Origin of the sequence: Paraburkholderia solisilvae, from assembly GCF_902859875.1 — a bacterium.
Taxonomy (GTDB): Bacteria; Pseudomonadota; Gammaproteobacteria; order Burkholderiales; family Burkholderiaceae; genus Paraburkholderia; species Paraburkholderia solisilvae.
In genome coordinates this window covers 38,033-55,775 of the sequence record NZ_CADIKF010000036.1, presented here as the reverse complement: position 1 = coordinate 55,775, position 17,743 = coordinate 38,033, and the positions used below count along the sequence as shown (strand labels likewise).

General features: G+C 64.2%; 17 protein-coding genes. 3 read left to right on the top strand and 14 right to left on the bottom strand.

The genetic code is table 11. From position 1 onward, the window contains the following. Positions 1 to 3: 3 nt before the first annotated feature. Positions 4 to 678: a ribosome maturation factor RimM gene (rimM, locus tag HV675_RS21240; RefSeq protein WP_175113065.1), complete on the bottom strand. Its 675-nt coding sequence runs from the start codon at positions 676 to 678 to the stop codon at positions 4 to 6. Between the two features lie 102 nt (positions 679 to 780). Next, complete coding sequence (rpsP, locus tag HV675_RS21235) at positions 781 to 1,035, bottom strand: 30S ribosomal protein S16 (RefSeq protein ID WP_175113064.1); 255 nt, start codon at positions 1,033 to 1,035, stop codon at positions 781 to 783. Between the two features lie 417 nt (positions 1,036 to 1,452). On the opposite strand from rpsP, the gene HV675_RS21230 reads away from it, so the two are divergent. Then, positions 1,453 to 1,920: an NINE protein gene (locus HV675_RS21230; protein WP_175113063.1), complete on the top strand. Its 468-nt coding sequence runs from the start codon at positions 1,453 to 1,455 to the stop codon at positions 1,918 to 1,920. A 74-nt stretch (positions 1,921 to 1,994) separates the two neighbouring features. On the opposite strand, the gene HV675_RS21225 is transcribed toward HV675_RS21230, so the two are convergent. Both HV675_RS21225 and HV675_RS21220 read right to left on the bottom strand, forming a co-directional pair. Then, positions 1,995 to 3,146 (bottom strand): PA0069 family radical SAM protein, encoded by a 1,152-nt coding sequence (locus HV675_RS21225; protein ID WP_175113062.1) that lies wholly within the window; start codon positions 3,144 to 3,146, stop codon positions 1,995 to 1,997. A 119-nt stretch (positions 3,147 to 3,265) separates the two neighbouring features. Beyond that, positions 3,266 to 3,754 (bottom strand): Lrp/AsnC ligand binding domain-containing protein, encoded by a 489-nt coding sequence (locus HV675_RS21220; RefSeq protein WP_175113061.1) that lies wholly within the window; start codon positions 3,752 to 3,754, stop codon positions 3,266 to 3,268. 186 nt (positions 3,755 to 3,940) lie between these two features. Here HV675_RS21220 and HV675_RS21215 point away from each other — a divergent pair, with 186 nt between their 5' ends. Next, the gene (locus HV675_RS21215) at positions 3,941 to 5,227 is read left to right on the top strand and encodes a D-amino acid dehydrogenase (protein ID WP_175113060.1); all 1,287 of its coding nucleotides are present in this window, start codon (positions 3,941 to 3,943) and stop codon (positions 5,225 to 5,227) included. A gap of 200 nt (positions 5,228 to 5,427) precedes the next feature. Here the strand turns inward: HV675_RS21215 and HV675_RS21210 are convergent, their stop codons facing one another. The 7 genes from HV675_RS21210 to HV675_RS21180 all read right to left on the bottom strand — a co-directional run bounded on the left by HV675_RS21210 (position 5,428) and on the right by HV675_RS21180 (position 13,413). Next, positions 5,428 to 7,218 carry an acyl-CoA dehydrogenase gene (locus tag HV675_RS21210; protein ID WP_175113059.1) on the bottom strand — a complete coding sequence of 597 codons (1,791 nt, stop codon included), beginning with the start codon at positions 7,216 to 7,218 and terminating at the stop codon, positions 5,428 to 5,430. A 106-nt stretch (positions 7,219 to 7,324) separates the two neighbouring features. After that, a complete protein-coding gene (locus HV675_RS21205) occupies positions 7,325 to 8,260 on the bottom strand; it encodes an electron transfer flavoprotein subunit alpha/FixB family protein (protein ID WP_175113058.1) in 936 nt (311 codons plus the stop codon). 18 nt (positions 8,261 to 8,278) lie between these two features. After that, positions 8,279 to 9,028, bottom strand: coding sequence for an electron transfer flavoprotein subunit beta/FixA family protein (locus HV675_RS21200; RefSeq protein ID WP_175113057.1), 750 nt, complete (start codon positions 9,026 to 9,028; stop codon positions 8,279 to 8,281). Positions 9,029 to 9,335: 307 nt separating this feature from the next. Continuing rightward, the gene (locus tag HV675_RS21195) at positions 9,336 to 9,989 is read right to left on the bottom strand and encodes a methionine ABC transporter permease (protein ID WP_175113056.1); all 654 of its coding nucleotides are present in this window, start codon (positions 9,987 to 9,989) and stop codon (positions 9,336 to 9,338) included. Then, the gene (locus tag HV675_RS21190; protein WP_175113055.1) at positions 9,979 to 11,013 is read right to left on the bottom strand and encodes a methionine ABC transporter ATP-binding protein; all 1,035 of its coding nucleotides are present in this window, start codon (positions 11,011 to 11,013) and stop codon (positions 9,979 to 9,981) included. The genes HV675_RS21195 and HV675_RS21190 overlap by 11 nt, the downstream gene beginning before the upstream one ends. A 191-nt stretch (positions 11,014 to 11,204) precedes the next feature. Then, positions 11,205 to 11,948: an enoyl-CoA hydratase gene (locus HV675_RS21185; RefSeq protein ID WP_246270452.1), complete on the bottom strand. Its 744-nt coding sequence runs from the start codon at positions 11,946 to 11,948 to the stop codon at positions 11,205 to 11,207. Between the two features lie 541 nt (positions 11,949 to 12,489). Continuing rightward, positions 12,490 to 13,413, bottom strand: a complete 924-nt coding sequence (locus tag HV675_RS21180) for a histone deacetylase family protein (RefSeq protein WP_175113053.1) — start codon at positions 13,411 to 13,413, stop codon at positions 12,490 to 12,492. Positions 13,414 to 13,749: 336 nt separating this feature from the next. Here HV675_RS21180 and mltB point away from each other — a divergent pair, with 336 nt between their 5' ends. After that, the gene (mltB, locus tag HV675_RS21175) at positions 13,750 to 15,009 is read left to right on the top strand and encodes a lytic murein transglycosylase B (protein WP_377700524.1); all 1,260 of its coding nucleotides are present in this window, start codon (positions 13,750 to 13,752) and stop codon (positions 15,007 to 15,009) included. 67 nt (positions 15,010 to 15,076) lie between these two features. On the opposite strand, the gene cysM is transcribed toward mltB, so the two are convergent. The 3 genes from cysM to rfaD all read right to left on the bottom strand — a co-directional run bounded on the left by cysM (position 15,077) and on the right by rfaD (position 17,669). Then, complete coding sequence (cysM, locus tag HV675_RS21170) at positions 15,077 to 15,979, bottom strand: cysteine synthase CysM (RefSeq protein ID WP_175113051.1); 903 nt, start codon at positions 15,977 to 15,979, stop codon at positions 15,077 to 15,079. A gap of 239 nt (positions 15,980 to 16,218) precedes the next feature. Next, positions 16,219 to 16,581: a ComEA family DNA-binding protein gene (locus tag HV675_RS21165; RefSeq protein WP_175113050.1), complete on the bottom strand. Its 363-nt coding sequence runs from the start codon at positions 16,579 to 16,581 to the stop codon at positions 16,219 to 16,221. A 95-nt stretch (positions 16,582 to 16,676) separates the two neighbouring features. After that, the gene (gene rfaD, locus HV675_RS21160; protein WP_175113049.1) at positions 16,677 to 17,669 is read right to left on the bottom strand and encodes an ADP-glyceromanno-heptose 6-epimerase; all 993 of its coding nucleotides are present in this window, start codon (positions 17,667 to 17,669) and stop codon (positions 16,677 to 16,679) included. Positions 17,670 to 17,743 lie beyond the last annotated feature (74 nt).

The following is a 17,743-nucleotide window of genomic DNA, read 5'->3' as shown; positions in this document are numbered from 1 at the left end:
AATTCAGTAATCGGCTTCCCAGTCGACGATGATGCGCTTCGCCGTCTGATCCACCGTCTTCACATAGACCCCGACAAACGGAATCAGCCGTTCGCCGGTAGCCGGCTTGCCGTCTTTGCCGGTGGCCGGATACTCGATGCGCAACACGGACTGCGCGCCGTTGTCGATCATGTCGGCCACCTTGCCCAGTTCGACGCCCGCCTCGTTGACGACGTCGAGACCCAGCAGATCGACCCAGTAATACTCGTCGGCGCCCAGTGACGGGAAGTCGCCGCGGCGGACGTGAACACTGTAGCCGCGCAGCAGCAGCGCTGCGTCGCGGTCGGAGAGTCCGCCCAGTTGCGCGACGATACTGTCGCTATGCACCTTCGACTGTTCGACCGGCGCCGACTTGCGCTCGTGCCCCTTCAGCAGCCACCAGCGCTTTGCGTTCAGCAAGGCATCGCCGCCCTGGCCGGCGTTCGCGTGCGCGGCCACCTTGACCCAGCCTTTGAGACCGTAGGCGTCGACGATGGCGCCGACTTCGATCGCGTCGTCCGGCCAGCTTTCGGCCGATTCGGCCTGCATGACCGGCAGCGGCGCCGTGCGAGGCGCGGTATTTCGCGCGGCCGGTTTGCGAGCGAACACGCCAAACGACGCTTTTGCGCGATTCGAATCGCCTGAATCACGCGCGGACATCAGCGCACCCCGTTGCCGACATCCGTAAAACCGTTGCACCGGACTGCCCCCGCCGCGTCAGCGACGCGTGCGGCCGGCGGCCGATGCCCATGCCGGTTGCCATCAAGCAGCCGGTTGCGCCTTTTGCGCTTCCTTCACGAGACGCTGAACCGTTTCCGACAGTTGCGCGCCAACGCTTTGCCAGTGGACGAGGCGGTCTTGCGCGATGCGCAGCGATTCGCCCTTGGTCGCGACCGGGTTGTAGAAGCCAATGCGCTCGATGAAACGGCCGTCACGGCGGTTACGCGAATCGGCAGCGACGATGTTGTAGAACGGGCGCTTCTTCGAGCCGCCACGAGCCAAGCGGATGATGACCATACTTAAAGTCCTTGAAAACCGGGTTCGGAACTACTGAAACACGCGATTATAGCCGGAAAGCAAAGCCATAACAAACACTTACGGGAATAATCTGAGCAGTCCGGGAATCGCCGCGCTGCGCCGGCCAGGTGGCGGCCACCGCGAACGCTGCCGGCGAACGCCGCGGGCGCACACCGGAACGGCCGCGGACGCGGCCACGCACGCTGCCCGGTGTGCCGGCTCGAATACGGCCAGAACCCGTCGAGAAGCCTGGCTAAAAATTGTGCCGGAGTGGTCGAGGTTTCAGCCGCGGTTTGCGCGGCCATGCCCGCTGCCCGCGTCACAAAACCGCCTGCCCGCGGCCCGCGCACAGCGTAGAATGCGCGTCGGCGCCTGTCCCGCCTGGTTGCGCCGCCGGTCACCTTGCCGCTTACTTTCATGTCGACTGCCGTTTCGCGCCCCGCCCGTTTTCGCTCCAAGACCCTCACCGCCGCGCTCGCGTTCTTCTTCGGCTCGCTCGGCGCGCACCGTTTCTATCTGTACGGCGCGCGCGACATATTCGGCTGGGCACATATCGCCGGCATGCTGGTTGGCGTGCCGGGCCTGCTGTTGCTGATGGAGACCGGGCGCGCATCGATGCTCGGCTGGGGGCTTGTCCTGCCGGGCGCAATCTCGCTGTTTGCCGCGTTTCTCGCGGCAATCGTCTACGGACTGCGTCCCGACGAGAAATGGGATGCGCAGTTCAATGCGCACACCGGACGTGACAGCGAGTCCGGCTGGACAGTCATCTTCGTGGTGATCTTTTCGCTGCTGATCGGCGCGTTCCTGTTGATGACCGGTCTTGCGGTGACATTTCAGACCTACTTCGAGTCGCAGGTCGATGCGGCAAAGTCGCTGTCCCAATAGGCGCGACTGGCTCGATGATCAACCAGCTCGCAGACCGAACGGACCGCCAGCGGCTGCGCCCGTAGCAAGCCGACCTAAAACAGGTCGAGTTGCGCGTCGCCGGCGGCCGGCCGCGGCGGCTCGATGCGGCGAAACTCCGACATATCGAGAATGCCGCGCTGGCGCGCATTCAACCCCAGCCGCCGCGCCGCCTTCGCAAAGCGCTGCTTCAGCAAATCGGCCCACAGCCCCTCGCCTTTCATCCGATGCGCGAAGGACGAATCGTAGTCCTTGCCGCCGCGCATATCGCGTACACGGCTCATGACGCGATGCGCGCGGTCCGGAAAGTGTGCGGCAAGCCAGTCCTTGAAAAGCGGCGCGACCTCCCACGGCAGGCGCAACACGATATAGCTCGCGCTCGTGGCGCCCGCGTCGGCGCACGCTTCGAGCACCCGCTCCATATCCGGTTCGGTCACAAACGGAATGATCGGCGCAATGCTGACGCCGACCGGCACGCCGGCCTGCGCGAGCGTACGGATCGTGCGCAGCCTGCGCGACGGTGTGGCGGCGCGCGGCTCGAGCGTGCGCGCGATATCCGCATCGAGCGTGGTGATCGTGATCGCCGCCATCACCTGGCCGCGCTCGGCCATCGGTACGAGCAGGTCGAGGTCACGCTCGATCAGCGATGACTTCGTGATCGCGGCGAACGGATGATGCCGCTCGTGCAGCACTTCGATCACGCGCCGCGTGAGCCGCAAATCGCGCTCGACCGGCTGCCACGCGTCGGTATTGACGCCGAGCGCGATGGGCTCCGGCACATAGTTCTTCTTCGACAACTCGCGTGCGAGCAACTCCGGCGCGTTGATCTTCGCGTAGATCCGGCTTTCGAAATCGAGACCCGGCGACAGGCCCAGATAACTGTGCGTCGGCCGTGCGAAGCAGTAGATGCAGCCATGCTCGCAGCCGCGGTACGGATTGAGCGACACGCTGAACGGAATGTCCGGCGACGCGTTGTGCGTCAGGATGCTTTTCGCGCGCTCCTCGAACACTTGCGTACGCAGCGCGGGGCCTGCGCCGTCTTCGCCTTCTTCTGTGTACGCGGTCCAGCCGTCGTCGACGGTTTCGCGCTGATCCACTTCATAGCGGCCCTGCAGGTTCGTCACCGCACCGCGCCCCTTGCGGGGCGCCGGCGGCGCGATTGGAAATTCGCGGTCGGGAGTGCAGGAATCGGGGTCGGCGTCGTTCACGGCAATAACACTGAGGCCAGGTGGAATACCTGTACAAATATACAGTGTTTACGCCGTTTGTCGAGACGGTGCGTGCGTGATGCGCCGCGCCCGCCCGGACAGACCGGCCAGCACGCGCATCAGTCGCCAACCGCGATGGTCAGCGACTCCTTGATCTCTTCCATCACCACGTAGCTTTTCGACTGCACCGCGCCGGGCAGCTGCAGCAGGATGTCGCCGAGCAGCTTCCGGTAGTCGGCCATTTCGCCGATGCGCGCCTTGATCAGATAGTCGAAGTCACCCGACACCAGATGGCACTCGAGCACTTCGGGAATTTTCTGCACTTCGCGCCGGAACTGGTCGAACATGTTGCCGCTTTTGTGGTCGAGCGTGATTTCGACGAAAACCAGCAGCGCGGCGCCCAGTTCGGCCGGATTCAGCCGCGCGTAGTAGCCGGTAATGACGCCGTCGCGCTCCATCCGCTTCACGCGCTCGATGCACGGCGTGACCGACAGGCCGACCTGCTCCGCGAGGTCTTTCATCGCGATGCGGCCATCCAGTTGCAGCACTTTGAGGATTTTGTGGTCGATTTTGTCGAGTGCCCGGACCGGTTGACGTTGGGTTCTCATGTTTATTACTGAAAATTGAACAAATACGATAACAAAACCTACCCGGACCTCAATAGTATAGCGGTTAACACTGGGTAAAACGCGAATCACCTTGTTAATCGCCGGTCAGCCTGAATTGCGGCCCGACGTCAGCGATCCGACACAAAAGATGAGGCGTGCCCGCAATTCATCAGGACTGGAGCAGCTATGCGAGTCGTCGTTCTAGGCAGTGGCGTGGTCGGCGTGACGAGTGCCTATTATCTCGCCCGCGCGGGACACGATGTCACCGTGATCGATCGGGAAGCCGGTCCGGCGCTCGAAACGAGTTTTGCGAACGCGGGGCAGATTTCGCCCGGCTACGCATCGCCGTGGGCCGCACCCGGCGTGCCGCTGAAGGCGGTCAAATGGATGTTCCAGAAGCACGCGCCGCTTGCCGTGCGCCTCGACGGCACGTCATTCCAGTTGCAGTGGATGTGGCAGATGCTGCGCAACTGCACGTCCGAACGCTATGCGGTGAACAAGTCGCGCATGGTGCGTCTCGCCGAATACAGCCGCGACTGCCTGCAGGCATTGCGCGCCGATACCGGCATTCAGTACGAAGGCCGCACCGGCGGCACGCTGCAACTGTTCCGTACGCAGCAGCAACTGGACGGCGCCGCAAAAGACGTCGCGGTGCTGAAGGAAGCGAATGTTCCGTACGAACTGCTGATGCCGGCCGGGCTCGCCCGCGCCGAACCGGCGCTGGCCGCGACCGCGCACAAGCTGACCGGCGGCCTGCGCCTGCCCGGCGACGAAACCGGCGACTGCCAGCTCTTCACCACGCGGCTTGCGACGCTTGCCGAACAGATCGGCGTGCGCTTTCGCTTCAACACGCCGATCGACGCGCTGCTGATGGACGGCGGCCGTGTCGGCGGTGTGAAGTGCGGCGACGAGACCGTGCGCGCGGACGCGTTCGTGGTCGCGCTCGGTTCCTATTCGACGCAGTTCCTTGCCGATATCGTCAGGATTCCGGTCTATCCGTTGAAGGGCTACTCGCTCACCGCGCCGGTCGTCAATCCCGCCGCTGCGCCGGTATCGACGGTGCTCGACGAAACATACAAGATCGCGATCACGCGGTTTGACAACCGGATTCGCGTCGGCGGCATGGCTGAAATCGTCGGCTTCGACCGCGCGCTTAAGCAGGCGCGCCGCGAAACGCTCGAGATGTGCGTGAACGACCTGTTCCCGGACGGCGGCGATACGTCGAAGGCGACGTTCTGGACCGGCCTGCGGCCGATGACGCCGGACGGCACGCCGATCGTCGGCCGCACGCGCGTGTCGAACCTGTTCCTGAACACAGGGCACGGCACGCTCGGCTGGACGATGTCGTGTGGTTCCGGTCAGTTGCTGGCGGATCTGATTTCGGGCAGGAAACCGGCGATCCAGTCGCACGATCTGTCCGTGCATCGTTACGACCGCGAGTTCGGCAGCACGCCGCGGCCGGCGTACGCGTAAGCGCGATAGACGCGTCGCGTGATGCGTGGCGCGTTGCGAACGAGTTCGCGCTGCCGCGCTCAGATCACAAAAACCAGCGCCTCTGAACGGCCCCCCAAAGGATGGATACCGGTCCAACCTTTGGGGTGTTTTCACTCGATGCGAGGCGCCGCTTTGCTAACCGCGAGTGCGAATCTCCCGGTTATATCAACCGCCGTTCGTCAGAACTGATCTTCCGACCATCCGAGCACGCCCTCGCCGCCTCGCGCAGCGACAATCGCCGCCTCGAGCGCGCCCGCCTGCGACAACACGTGCTCGGCAAAAAATTGCGCAGTCGCAATCTTCGCGCCGTAGAACAGCCGATCTTCATCGAGCTTGCCCGCCGCTGCCAGCATCGCGCGCGCCATCTGCCAGCCGCCCAGCACGATGCCCGCGAGCTTCAGATACGGCACGCTGCCGGCGAACACCCCGTTCGGATCGCTCTTCGCATTCCACACGACGAAGTTCACCGCGGACTGCAGCGCGTGATGCCCGTTCGCGAGTTGCTGCCGCATCGACTCGAACGGCGCACCGCGCTGCGCGCCGAGCGCTGCCACGGTCAGCTCGATCTGCTTGAGCAGTTGAGCCGCCACCGCGCCGCCGTCGCGCACCGTCTTGCGGCCGACCAGATCGTTCGCCTGAATCGCGGTCGTGCCTTCGTAGATCGTCAGAATGCGCGCATCGCGGTAGTACTGCGCGGCACCGGTTTCCTCGATAAAGCCCATGCCGCCGTGCACCTGCACGCCGAGGCTCGTGACCTCGAGCGACAACTCGGTGCTCCAGCCCTTCACGATCGGCACCAGAAATTCGTAGAGCGCCTGGTGCTCCGCGCGCGTCGCCGCATCCGTATGCCGATGCGCGATATCGCGATGCGCGGCCGCCACATAGGCAAGCGCTCGCGCGCCCTCGGTCAGCGCGCGCATCGTCGCCAGCATGCGGCGCACGTCGGGATGATGGATGATCGCGACCGGCGCATTCGACGAACCGTCGACCGGCCGGCTCTGCACACGCTCCTTCGCATACGCGGCGGCCTTCTGATACGCGCGGTCCGACACCGCGATGCCCTGCAGGCCGACCGCGAAGCGCGCGGCGTTCATCATGATGAACATATATTCGAGGCCGCGATTCTCCTCGCCGACCAGATAGCCGGTCGCGCCGCCGTGATCGCCGAATTGCAGCACCGCGGTGGGACTCGCCTTGATGCCGAGCTTGTGCTCGATCGACACACAGTGCACATCGTTGCGCGCACCGGCCGAACCGTCCGCGCCGATCACGAACTTCGGCACGATAAACAGCGAAATGCCCTTGACGCCGGCAGGCGCATCCGGCGTGCGCGCCAGCACGAGATGGACGATGTTGTCGGCCATATCGTGCTCGCCCCACGTGATGAAGATCTTCGTGCCGGACAGCCTGTAGCTGCCGTCGGGCTGCGGCTCCGCACGCGTGCGCACGAGCGCGAGGTCGGAGCCGGCCTGCGGCTCGGTGAGGTTCATCGTGCCGGTCCAGACGCCTGCCAGCATCTTCGGCACATACGTCTGCTTCTGCGCTTCGCTGCCGGCGGTCAGCAGCGCTTCGATCGCGCCGTCGGTCAGCAACGGACAGAGCGCGAACGACAGGTTCGCGGCATTCAGCATCTCGAGACAAGGCGTGGCGACCAGTTTCGGCAAGCCTTGCCCTTCGTATTCGAGCGGATGTTGCAGGCCTTGCCAGCCACCCGCGGTGAACCGGCGAAACGCGTCGGCGAAGCCCGGCGTCGCCGTGACATGACCGTCGCGCCAACTGCTCGGATGGCGATCGCCTTCCACATTCAGCGGCGCCAGCACCTCGCCGCAAAATTTCGCCGATTCCTCGAGCACCGCTTGCGCCGTATCGGCGTTCGCGTCTTCGTAACCGGGCAACGCAGCAACCTCGTCGAGTCCGGCCAGTTCTTTCATCACGAACAGCATGTCCTTGATGGGTGCCGTGTAGCTCATCTCTGTCTCCTCCCTGCACGATAAAAAAGGGCGCCGGATGAATCGTCCTTTGCGCCCTTTTCTGTTGGCGAACGCCTGACGGCGCCGCCGCTGTCCGTCAGTGCGGTCAGCCGAGTTCGTTCACGAGTTCGGGCACGAGCGTGAACAGATCACCGACCAGCCCATAATCCGCCACGCTGAAAATCGGCGCTTCCGCATCCTTGTTGATCGCGACGATCACCTTCGAGTCTTTCATGCCCGCGAGGTGCTGGATCGCGCCCGAGATGCCGACCGCCACATACAGCTGCGGCGCGACGATCTTGCCCGTCTGGCCGACCTGATAGTCGTTCGGCACATAGCCCGCGTCGACCGCCGCGCGCGAGGCGCCGAGCGCCGCATTCAGCTTGTCCGCGAGCGGCTCGAGCACCTTCGTGTAGTTCTCGCCGCTGCCGAGCCCCCGCCCGCCCGATACGATGATCGTCGCGCTCGTCAGCTCCGGGCGGTCCAGCTTCGTCACTTCGCGGCTCACGAACTGCGCGATGCCGCGGTCGGCGGCGGCTTCGATTTTTTCGACCGATGCGCTGCCGCCTTCCGCGGCCACCGGATCAAAGCCCGTTGCGCGCACCGTGATCACCTTGATCGGGTCGCTCGACTGCACCGTCGCGATCGCGTTGCCCGCGTAGATCGGCCGCTCGAACGTGTCCGCGCTGTCCACCGCGGTGATGTCGCTGATCTGCGCGACGTCGAGTTTGGCCGCGATGCGCGGCGCGATGTTCTTGCCGTAGGCGGTTGCGGGCGCAACGATGTGCGTGTACTGCTTCGCGATGGCGAGCACCGTCGCCTCGATGTTTTCCGCAAGGCCTGCGGCCAGTTGCGACGCGTCCGCGAGCAGCACCTTCGCCACGCCGGCGACCTTTGCCGCCGCGTCGGCCGCGCCCTGCGCGCCGTGGCCCGCGATCAGCACGTGAATCTCGCCGCCGATCTTCTGTGCGGCGGCCACCGTGTTCAACGTCGCTGCCTTCAGCGACGCGTTGTCATGTTCAGCAATTACCAGAATCGTCATGTTCTTCGCGCTCCGCTCTTACAGCACCTTGGCTTCGTTCTTCAGCTTGTCGACCAGCGTCTTCACATCCGGCACCTTCACGCCGGCGCTGCGCTGCGGCGGCTCGCTGACCTTCAGCGTCTTCAGGCGCGGCTTGACGTCCACGCCGAGGTCTTCCGGCTTGAGCGTCTCGAGCGGCTTCTTCTTCGCCTTCATGATGTTGGGCAACGTCACGTAGCGCGGCTCGTTCAGGCGCAGGTCCGTGGTGACCACCGCCGGCAGCGTCAGCGTCAGCGTTTCCGCGCCGCCGTCGACTTCGCGCGCGACCGTCGCCTTGCCGTCCGCGACCGTCACTTTCGACGCGAAGGTGGCCTGCGGCAGGTCTGCGAGCGCGGCGAGCATCTGGCCGGTCTGGTTCGAATCGTCGTCGATTGCCTGCTTGCCGAGAATGACGAGCTGCGGCTGTTCCTTGTCGACGAGCGCCTTGAGCAGCTTGGCGACCGCCAGCGGCTGCAGCTCTTCATTCGACTCGATCAGGATCGCGCGGTCCGCGCCGATCGCGAGCGCCGTGCGCAGCGTCTCCTGGCTCTGGGCGACACCGGCCGACACCGCGATCACCTCGGTAGCGACGCCCGCTTCCTTCAGGCGCACCGCTTCCTCGACCGCAATCTCGTCGAACGGGTTCATCGACATCTTCACATTCGCAATGTCCACGCCCGTGTTGTCCGACTTCACGCGCACCTTCACGTTGTAATCGACCACCCTTTTGACTGGCACCAGAATTTTCATGCACACGCTCCAAAGTTACGAATACGTCAAGCTGACGGACATTATAACGACAGCCCCTCGGCAACCCGCCGCCAACGACCGGCAAAGCCCCGTGCCGCGTAGCGGCATGTCGATGGAGCGCGTTTCCCGATGGTTTTCCGATGGTTTCCCGACAGCGTGACGCCAATAGCGAACGATCGTACGATTTAATCTCAAAAATGAGCGGCACGCCAGCCATCGTGTTCGACCGCCGCCTCTAATTTGCGCAACGGGCCGCTCCCGGCCGCCGCCGCGCCGCCCGCGCTGGTGATGGATCGGCGCGCCCGCCTTACTTGTGACTCAAGCGCCGCACGAGCCAGTCGCCGAACGACTGCACGAGCTGCACGAAGACGATCAGGATCACGACCACCGTCACCATCACTTCCGGCAGGAAGCGCTGATAGCCATAGCGAATGCCGAGATCGCCGAGCCCGCCGCCGCCGATCGCGCCGGCCATCGCCGAGTAGCCGACCAGCGACACGAACGTGATCGTCAAGCCGGCGATCACGCCCGGCAGCGATTCCGGCAGCAGCACCTTGAACACGATCTGACGGGTGGTCGCCCCCATCGCCTGCGCGGCTTCGATCAGGCCGCGGTCGACTTCGCGCAGCGCGGTCTCGACGAGCCGCGCGATAAACGGCGCGGCGGCAATCGTCAGCGGCACGACCGCGGCCGCGGTGCCGATCGACGACCCGACGACGAGCCGGGTAAAAGGAATGACTGCGACCAGCAGGATGATGAACGGCGTCGAGCGCACCGCATTGACCACGACGCCCATCACGCGATTCGCCGCGAGGTTCTGCAGTACGCCGTCGCGGTCGGTCAGATAGAGCAGCACGCCGAGCGGCAGGCCGAGCAGCGTGCCGATCGCGCCGGAGATACCGACCATCACGAGCGTCTCCCAGAACGACTGGACGAACATCTCGAACATTTCACTCGACATACGCCAGCTCCTCGACCACCACGTGCTGTTCGCGCATAAACGCGATGGCCTGCGCGACTTTCGCCGGCTCGCCGCCTGCGAGCACCGCGAGCGAGCCGAACGCCTGCCCCTGGATCTCGTCGATCTGCCCATGCAGGATGTTGAAATCGAGCTCGTAGCGGCGAATCGTCTCCGACAGGATCGGCTGATCGACGCCCGACCCGCTGAACGCGAGCCGCAGCAAATGGCCGCTGCCCGTGCGCAGACGCTCGGCAACCCGCGCCTTCATCGCCGGCGGCAGTTCCTGCGCAATCACGTCGCCGATCAACGCGCGCGTCACTTCATGATGCGGCTGCAGGAACACGTCGATCACCTTGCCCTGTTCGACGACGCGCCCCGCATCGAGCACCGCGACGCGATCGCATACCTGCTTGATCACGTCCATCTGGTGGGTGATCAGCACGACCGTGAGTCCCAGTTCGCGATTGATGCGCCTGAGCAGATCGAGAATCGCGCGCGTGGTTTCCGGATCGAGCGCGGACGTGGCTTCATCGGAGAGCAGCACCTTCGGCTGACTCGCGAGCGCGCGCGCAATGCCGACGCGCTGCTTTTGCCCGCCGCTGATCTGCGCCGGATAGCGGTCTTTCTGCGCGGAAAGCCCCACCAGATCGAGCAGCGGCAACACGGCCGCCTCGATCTGCGCGCGCTTCATACCCGCGAGTTCGAGCGGCAACGCAACGTTGCCGAATACGGTGCGCGACGACAGCAGATTGAAATGCTGGAAGATCATGCCGATCTCGCGGCGCGCTTCGCGCAATGCGCCTGCGGACATCGTCGTCAGATCGCGGCCACCGACCAGCACGTTGCCTTCGGTCGGCCGCGTCAGCAGATTGATCGTGCGCACCAGCGTGCTCTTGCCTGCGCCGCTGCGGCCGATGATGCCGAATACTTCGCCCGGTGGAATCGACAGATTGACGTTGTGCAGCGCGTCGACCCAGCCGCGAGGGCCGGCAAAGCGCTGGGAAATATCGCGAAGTTCGATCATGAAAAAAACGGCGGACTATTGCCGGCGAGCGTGTCGCGTTCAGGCAATCTCCGCCGTTGCTTTTATTCGTTGGACCGGCAATTTTACTGCACGCCGGTCATGCGCTTTAATAATCGTTTTCGATTTTTTCATAACTCTACGGAATTAGCGCGAACGGCTACCGCGCTGCCGCGCTCGGGTTCGCGAGCGGACTACTGACACCATGCGGGCGGCCGCTTGTCCACAAACGCCTGCACGCCTTCGAGCGCCGAGTCCATCATCATGTTGCACGCCATCGTCTGGCCCGCGAGCTGATATGCAGCCTCGACGCCGGTCTCGAGCTGGCCGTAGAAAAGCGCCTTGCCCGCGCGCACCGCATCGCGCGGCTTCGCGCAGATGCTCGCCGCGAGCGTCGCGATGTCCGCATCGAGCGCGTCGAGCGGCACGACGCGGTTGATAAGCCCGTGCTGCCTGGCGACCAACGCGTCGATAAACTCGCCGGTCAGCAACATCTCGAGTGCGGCTTTCGGCAGCACGTTGCGCGACAGCGCCACCGACGGCGTCGCGCAGAAGAGGCCCAGGTTCACGCCCGATGTCGCGAAACGCGCGGTGTCGGCCGCGACCGCGAGGTCGCACATCGCGACGAGCTGACAGCCGGCCGCGGTCGCGACGCCGTGCACGCGCGCGATGACCGGCTGCGGCAGGCGCCGGATCGTCAGCATCATCTTCGTGCAGCGCGCAAAGAGCGCCTCGTAGTACGCGAGCGACGGCGCGGCGCGCATTTCCTTCAGATCGTGGCCCGCGCAGAACGCGCGGCCCGCACCCGCGAGCACGACGACGCGCGCATCGGAGGTTTCGAGCGCGCTCAGTTGCGTCTGCAGTTCGTCGAGCATCGCCTCGGACAGTGCGTTGAATGCAGCGGGGCGATTCAATGTCAGGCGCACGACGCCTTGCATGCCGTACGCGTCGTGCGTGACGTCGACGAGGGGGCCGGTGTTGGCATCGGTGTTGGCATCGGCGTTGGCATCGGCGTTGGCGTTGGCGTTATCGGCATCGCGCGTCGGCGCGGTGTGCGGACGAACAGGGGGATGAGGCTGCGCACTCATGGTTGTCTCCGTGGTTTCTGGAATGACGCCTTGGCCGCGCGTTCTTTATTTCTGTTGCCGACTTGCCCGTCTGGCAATCGCCGCCATGCATAAGCGGCGCGATGCACGTAGGGTTGTGCGTCGCATGCGGGTTCTCTGCTGCAAACGCGAGCGCTGCGACGTCGCATCGCTTCACGGCACAGCGCGAACTATGAGCGTCGCGTAGCGTCGCATATCGCCGCACGGCCCTTGCCGCACCGCGGACCGCGCGAGGTCGCGTGGCTCACGGCACATCACCGACGACGAGCGTCGCGCGTAGCGCAGCGTCGCAATCGCATGCCGTGCCGTACGCAGGTGCTTCGCCGCACCGCCAGCCATGCGACGTCGCGTTGCTCGCAGCGCAGCAAAAAACTCACAGTCCCGCGAGCGCCTTCACGTGTGCGACCACACTGCGCCCCAATGCCGACAGGTTATACCCGCCTTCGAGACAACTGACGATACGCCCTTTCGCGTACCGGTCCGCAATATGACGTATCTGCTCGGTCAGCCACGTGTAGTCGTCTTCGACGAGTCCCAGATTGCCGAGATCGTCTTCGCGATGCGCGTCGAACCCGGCCGACACGAACAGCATTTGCGGCTTGAACTCATGGAGGCGCGGCAGCCACATCAGATCGACCGCCTCGCGCACCACATCGCCTTTCGAGCGGGCGGCGATCGGCACGTTGACCATATTCTTCGCCTGGTTCTCGGTCCCGCTATACGGATAGAACGGATGCTGAAAGATGCTGCACATCAGCACGCGCGGGTCGCCCGCAAACGCCGCTTCGGTGCCGTTGCCGTGATGCACGTCGAAGTCGATGATCGCAACGCGCTCGAGCCCGTGCACGTCGAGCGCGTGACGCGCCGCGATTGCGACGTTGTTGAAGAAGCAGAAGCCCATTGCGCGCGCCGGCTCCGCGTGATGCCCAGGCGGCCGCACCGCGCAGAACGCGTTGTCATAGCGACCTTCGATTACCGCATCGGTGGCCGCGACCGCCGCGCCGGCCGCCCGCAACGCCGCCTGCAGCGAATGCGGGTTCATCGACGTGTCGGGGTCGATCGCCACATAGCCCTCGTGCGGCGACGCGCGGCGGATGTGCTCGAGATGCGCTTGCGTGTGAACGCGCAACAGGTCGGCGTCGCCCGCGAGCGGCGGCGACTCGCGCTCGATCAGCGCGTCGATGCGGCCGGCAATCAATTGATCTTCGATCGCCTGCAGGCGCGCCGGGCATTCGGGATGCCAATGCCCCATCTCATGCTGCAGACAGTCCGCGTGGGAATAGAAACCGGTTGCCATGAGTCGTCGCTGAGTCGTCACTTTCGATCGGCGCGCCGGCAAACCGGGCGCCGCACATCGTCAAGTTACCACAGCGTGTCAATCAACCACATTCGGGCCGCGTCCCGCAATGCTCCTGCATGATTTCGGCCGTGCATCGTCGGGTATACTGCCCCGGATCGCTTTTGCGCACATTCGTGCACAACGCACGACACGCATGCTTCGTCAATCATCCGTCACATCCGCATCGCGCACCTCGACCCCATGACCGTTAAGCCTGCCCTGCCCGCTTCGCCTGCACGATACCGGCTACGCACCACCGCCATGGCCGCCGCACTGTCCCTCATCGCATCGTGCATGTTCGCGCAAGCTGGCCCGGCGGCGGCGCAAACACCGGACGCCGGCCCGCTGCAAAAACCTCGCGTCGTGCTCGCGCAGGCGCAGCCGCAGCAACCGGTGCAGCAAGGGCAGACATTCGAAGAAGAGATCATCCCGCAGCGCTATGCGAACAACGGCGAAGTCGATTCGTTCATCAACGACATGGTCGCGCGTTATGACTTCGAGCCGGCGATGCTGCACGATCTCTTTGCGCGCGTCAGCTATTCGGCGACCGCGGTCAAGCTGGTCACCCCCGCGCCGACGCCGGCCGTGAAGAACTGGCGCGCGTATCAGGCGCGCTTTCTCGACGCCGTGCGCATCAACGCCGGCGCGAAGTTCTGGCGCGCGAATCAGGCAACCTTGCAACGCGCGTACGAGCAGTTTGGCGTACCGCCGGAGGTGATCGTCGGGATTATCGGCGTCGAGACGATTTACGGCCGCTATATGGGCAACTTCCGCGTGCTCGATGCGCTGACCACGCTGACGTTCGACTACCCGAACACGGCCAATCGCGCCGAGCGCGAAACGACCTTCCGCAAGAATCTCGCGGACTTTCTCGTCTGGACGCGCGACTCGCAGATCGATCCGACTTCTGTGCTCGGCTCGTACACCGGCGCGATCGGCATTCCGCAGTTTCTGCCGAGCAGCATCGTGCAGTATGCAGTCGACTACGACGGCGATGGCTCGATCGATTTGCGCACGAGCCAGGCCGATGCGATCGGCAGCGTCGCGAATTACCTGAAGCAGAACGGCTGGGAAATGGGACGGCCGGTCGTATGGAATATCGCGTCGGACGTCGGCAGCCTCGGCATTGCGCAGGCCGCGGCAAACGGTCAGCCCGAGCCGCACTGGTCGCTCGAGCAGTTGCTGCGCGCCGGCATGCTGATGAACGAGCCTTCGCTGAATACGGCCGCCGAAGCGGGAACGCCGGTCACCGTGGTCGATCTGCCGTCGCCGGGGCGTCCGACCGAGTATGTGCTGGGGCTCAAGAACTTCTATGTATTGACGCGATACAACCGCAGCTTTTTCTATGCGCTTGCGGTTTATCAGCTGGGTGAACGCGTCAAGGCGCAGGTCGCGGCCACCGGCGGTATCAATTCAAATAGCGCGAACGGCACGAGCGGCGTGAATGGTTCGAATGGTGTGAATGGTGTGAACGGCGCGGGCGGCACAAGCGGCCCCAACGGCACTGGCAGCACAAGCGGCATCGGCCCATCGGCGCCTGCCGACGCGCAGTAACCCTCGTACGAGTGACACCGGCCGGCACCGCACGGCGGCTTCGTCGGCGCCGGCGAGCCCCGCGTGCTTAGGCCGGAAACACACCCGTCGACAGATAACGGTCACCGCGATCGCAGACGATAAACACGATTGTCGCGTTCTCGGCCTGCCGCGCGATGCGTAGCGCGACTTCGCAAGCGCCGCCCGACGAAATACCGCAGAAGATGCCTTCGACCGCCGCCATGCGACGCGCCATCGCTTCAGACGCCGCCTGACTCACGTTCTCGACGCGATCGACGCGGCTGCGATCGAAAATTTTCGGCAGGTACGCTTCAGGCCATTTGCGAATGCCCGGGATGCGCGACCCGTCTTCCGGCTGCGCGCCGATAATTTCGATCTGCGGATTCTGTTCCTTCAGAAATTGCGACGTGCCCATGATCGTGCCCGTCGTGCCCATCGCGGACACGAAGTGCGTGACGCGCCCTTCGGTATCGCGCCAGATCTCAGGACCGGTCGCTTCGTAGTGCGCAAGCGGATTGTCCGGATTACCAAATTGATCGAGGATAATGCCCTTGCCCTCGCGCTGCATCTGCTCGGCGAGATCGCGCGCATATTCCATGCCGCCGGTCTGCGGCGTCAGCATGATTTCCGCGCCGTATGCGGCCATGCTTTGCCGGCGCTCGAGCGACAGGTCTTCCGGCATGATCAGCAGCATCTTGTAGCCGCGCATGGCCGCCGCCATTGCAAGCGCGATGCCGGTGTTGCCGCTCGTCGCTTCGATCAGCGTATCGCCCGGCTTGATACGGCCACGCGCTTCCGCTTTTTTGATCATCGATAGCGCTGGCCGATCCTTGACCGAGCCCGCCGGATTATTGCCTTCGAGCTTGCCGAGAACCACGTTGTTGCGACCACGGATGTCGTCGTCGACAAGTCGTACGAGTTGCACAAGCGGCGTATTGCCGATGGTGTCTTCAAGAGTTTTGTAAGTCATATCGGTTGCGGACGGCTAGTGCGCATCGGGTTCTGAATGCAACGATTCTAAACCACGCTGCGCGCGCATGCGGTCTGGCCATGCAGCGCGCAGGAAGCAAAAAGCCCGCGGCCAACGCCGCGGGAGCCAGTCATCTGAAATGACAGCTGAAGGAGTCGGCCATCCATGCGCCAATTCCGGACGTGTTCATATACCTGTGAGAGCACGCGCGCGGGGTCGCCGCGCGCGTGCCGGCATGGCTATTTCTTCACGACCACTGCCGTGTCGGCCTTAGCGGCCGGCGCAGCCTTCGGGTCTGCAGAAGCCGCACTCTGCGCGCCAGACGCAGCGCCAACCGGCGCACTAGCGCCGACCGCGAGTCCCTCCGCCTGGAGGCGCTCGACAGTGTGGCCGCCCATGCCCTTGACGCGCTTGGCCAGATCGGGCCCATCCTTGAACGGCCCGTGCGCTTCGCGCTCGTCGAGAATCGACTTGGCTTTCGCCGGACCAATACCTTTGATGGTGCGCAGCGCATCCTCATTCGCCGTGTTGACGTCGACGACCGCGTACGCGTGCCCGAACGCGGCCAGCATCGCCGCGCTAACGAGAAATTTTCGAATCATGTGAAACCTCCCTAACTCAACTTGCTCAACTGAACCATGCGGGCCGGTGAAGATCACCGACCGCAGGAGCTAGTTTAGAGAGGTATGCGAAGGATTTACACCTGGCCGAATAGCCAACGCACGTAACGGTCGACGCCTTCCTGCACGGTCAGGAACGGCGCGTCGTAACCGGCCGCGCGCAGCTTCGTCAGGTCGGCCTGCGTGAAGCACTGGTACTTGCCGCGCAGCGCGTCCGGAAACGGCACGTACTCGATCAGCCCGCGTTGCACCTGCTCCGCGAGCGACAGCGCCGGCTCGTTGCGCAGCACCCGCAGCGTATTGACGACGGTCGACGCGATATCGTTGAACGGCTGCGCGCGTCCGGTGCCGAGGTTGAAAATGCCCGATTTCTCCGGATGATCGAAGAAGAACAGGTTCACCTTCGCGACGTCTTCGACCGATACGAAATCGCGCGTCTGCTGGCCGGCCGCATAGCCGTTGTACTCGCCGAAGAGCTTGACCTTGCCTTCCGCGCGGAACTGGTTGAAGTTGTGAAACGCAACCGACGCCATCCGTTCCTTGTGCGATTCGCGCGGCCCGTACACGTTGAAATAGCGAAAGCCCGCAATCTGCGTTTTCGCGGTCGGCAGCACGCGGCGAATCACCTGATCGAACAGGAACTTCGAATAGCCGTACACATTGAGCGGCCGCTCGACGTCGCGCTCTTCGACGAAGCGATCCGAGCCGCCGTACGTCGCCGCCGACGACGCGTACAGGAACTGCGCGCCCTGCGCGAGACACGCATCGAGCACCGCGCGGCTATAGCGGAAGTTGTTGTCCATCATGTAGCGGCCGTTGTGCTCCATCGTGTCGGAGCAGGCGCCTTCATGGAACACCGCGCGCACCTTGCCGAAGCCGCCGCGCGCAAAGCGCTCGATGAACTCGGTCTTATCGAGGTAATCGTCGATTTCGCAGTCGACGAAATTCTTGAACTTGTCCGCGCGCGTCAGATTGTCGACCGCGATGATGCGCTGTTCGCCGCGCTCGTTGAGCGCCTTGACGAGATTGCTGCCGATAAAGCCGGCCGCGCCGGTGACGATGAGTGTCATGGTCGTCCCTGCCAGATGAGAGTCAGTGGGGCATGGTGATGAGCGGAGCGGCGCCGCCGCGCACGGCACATTCG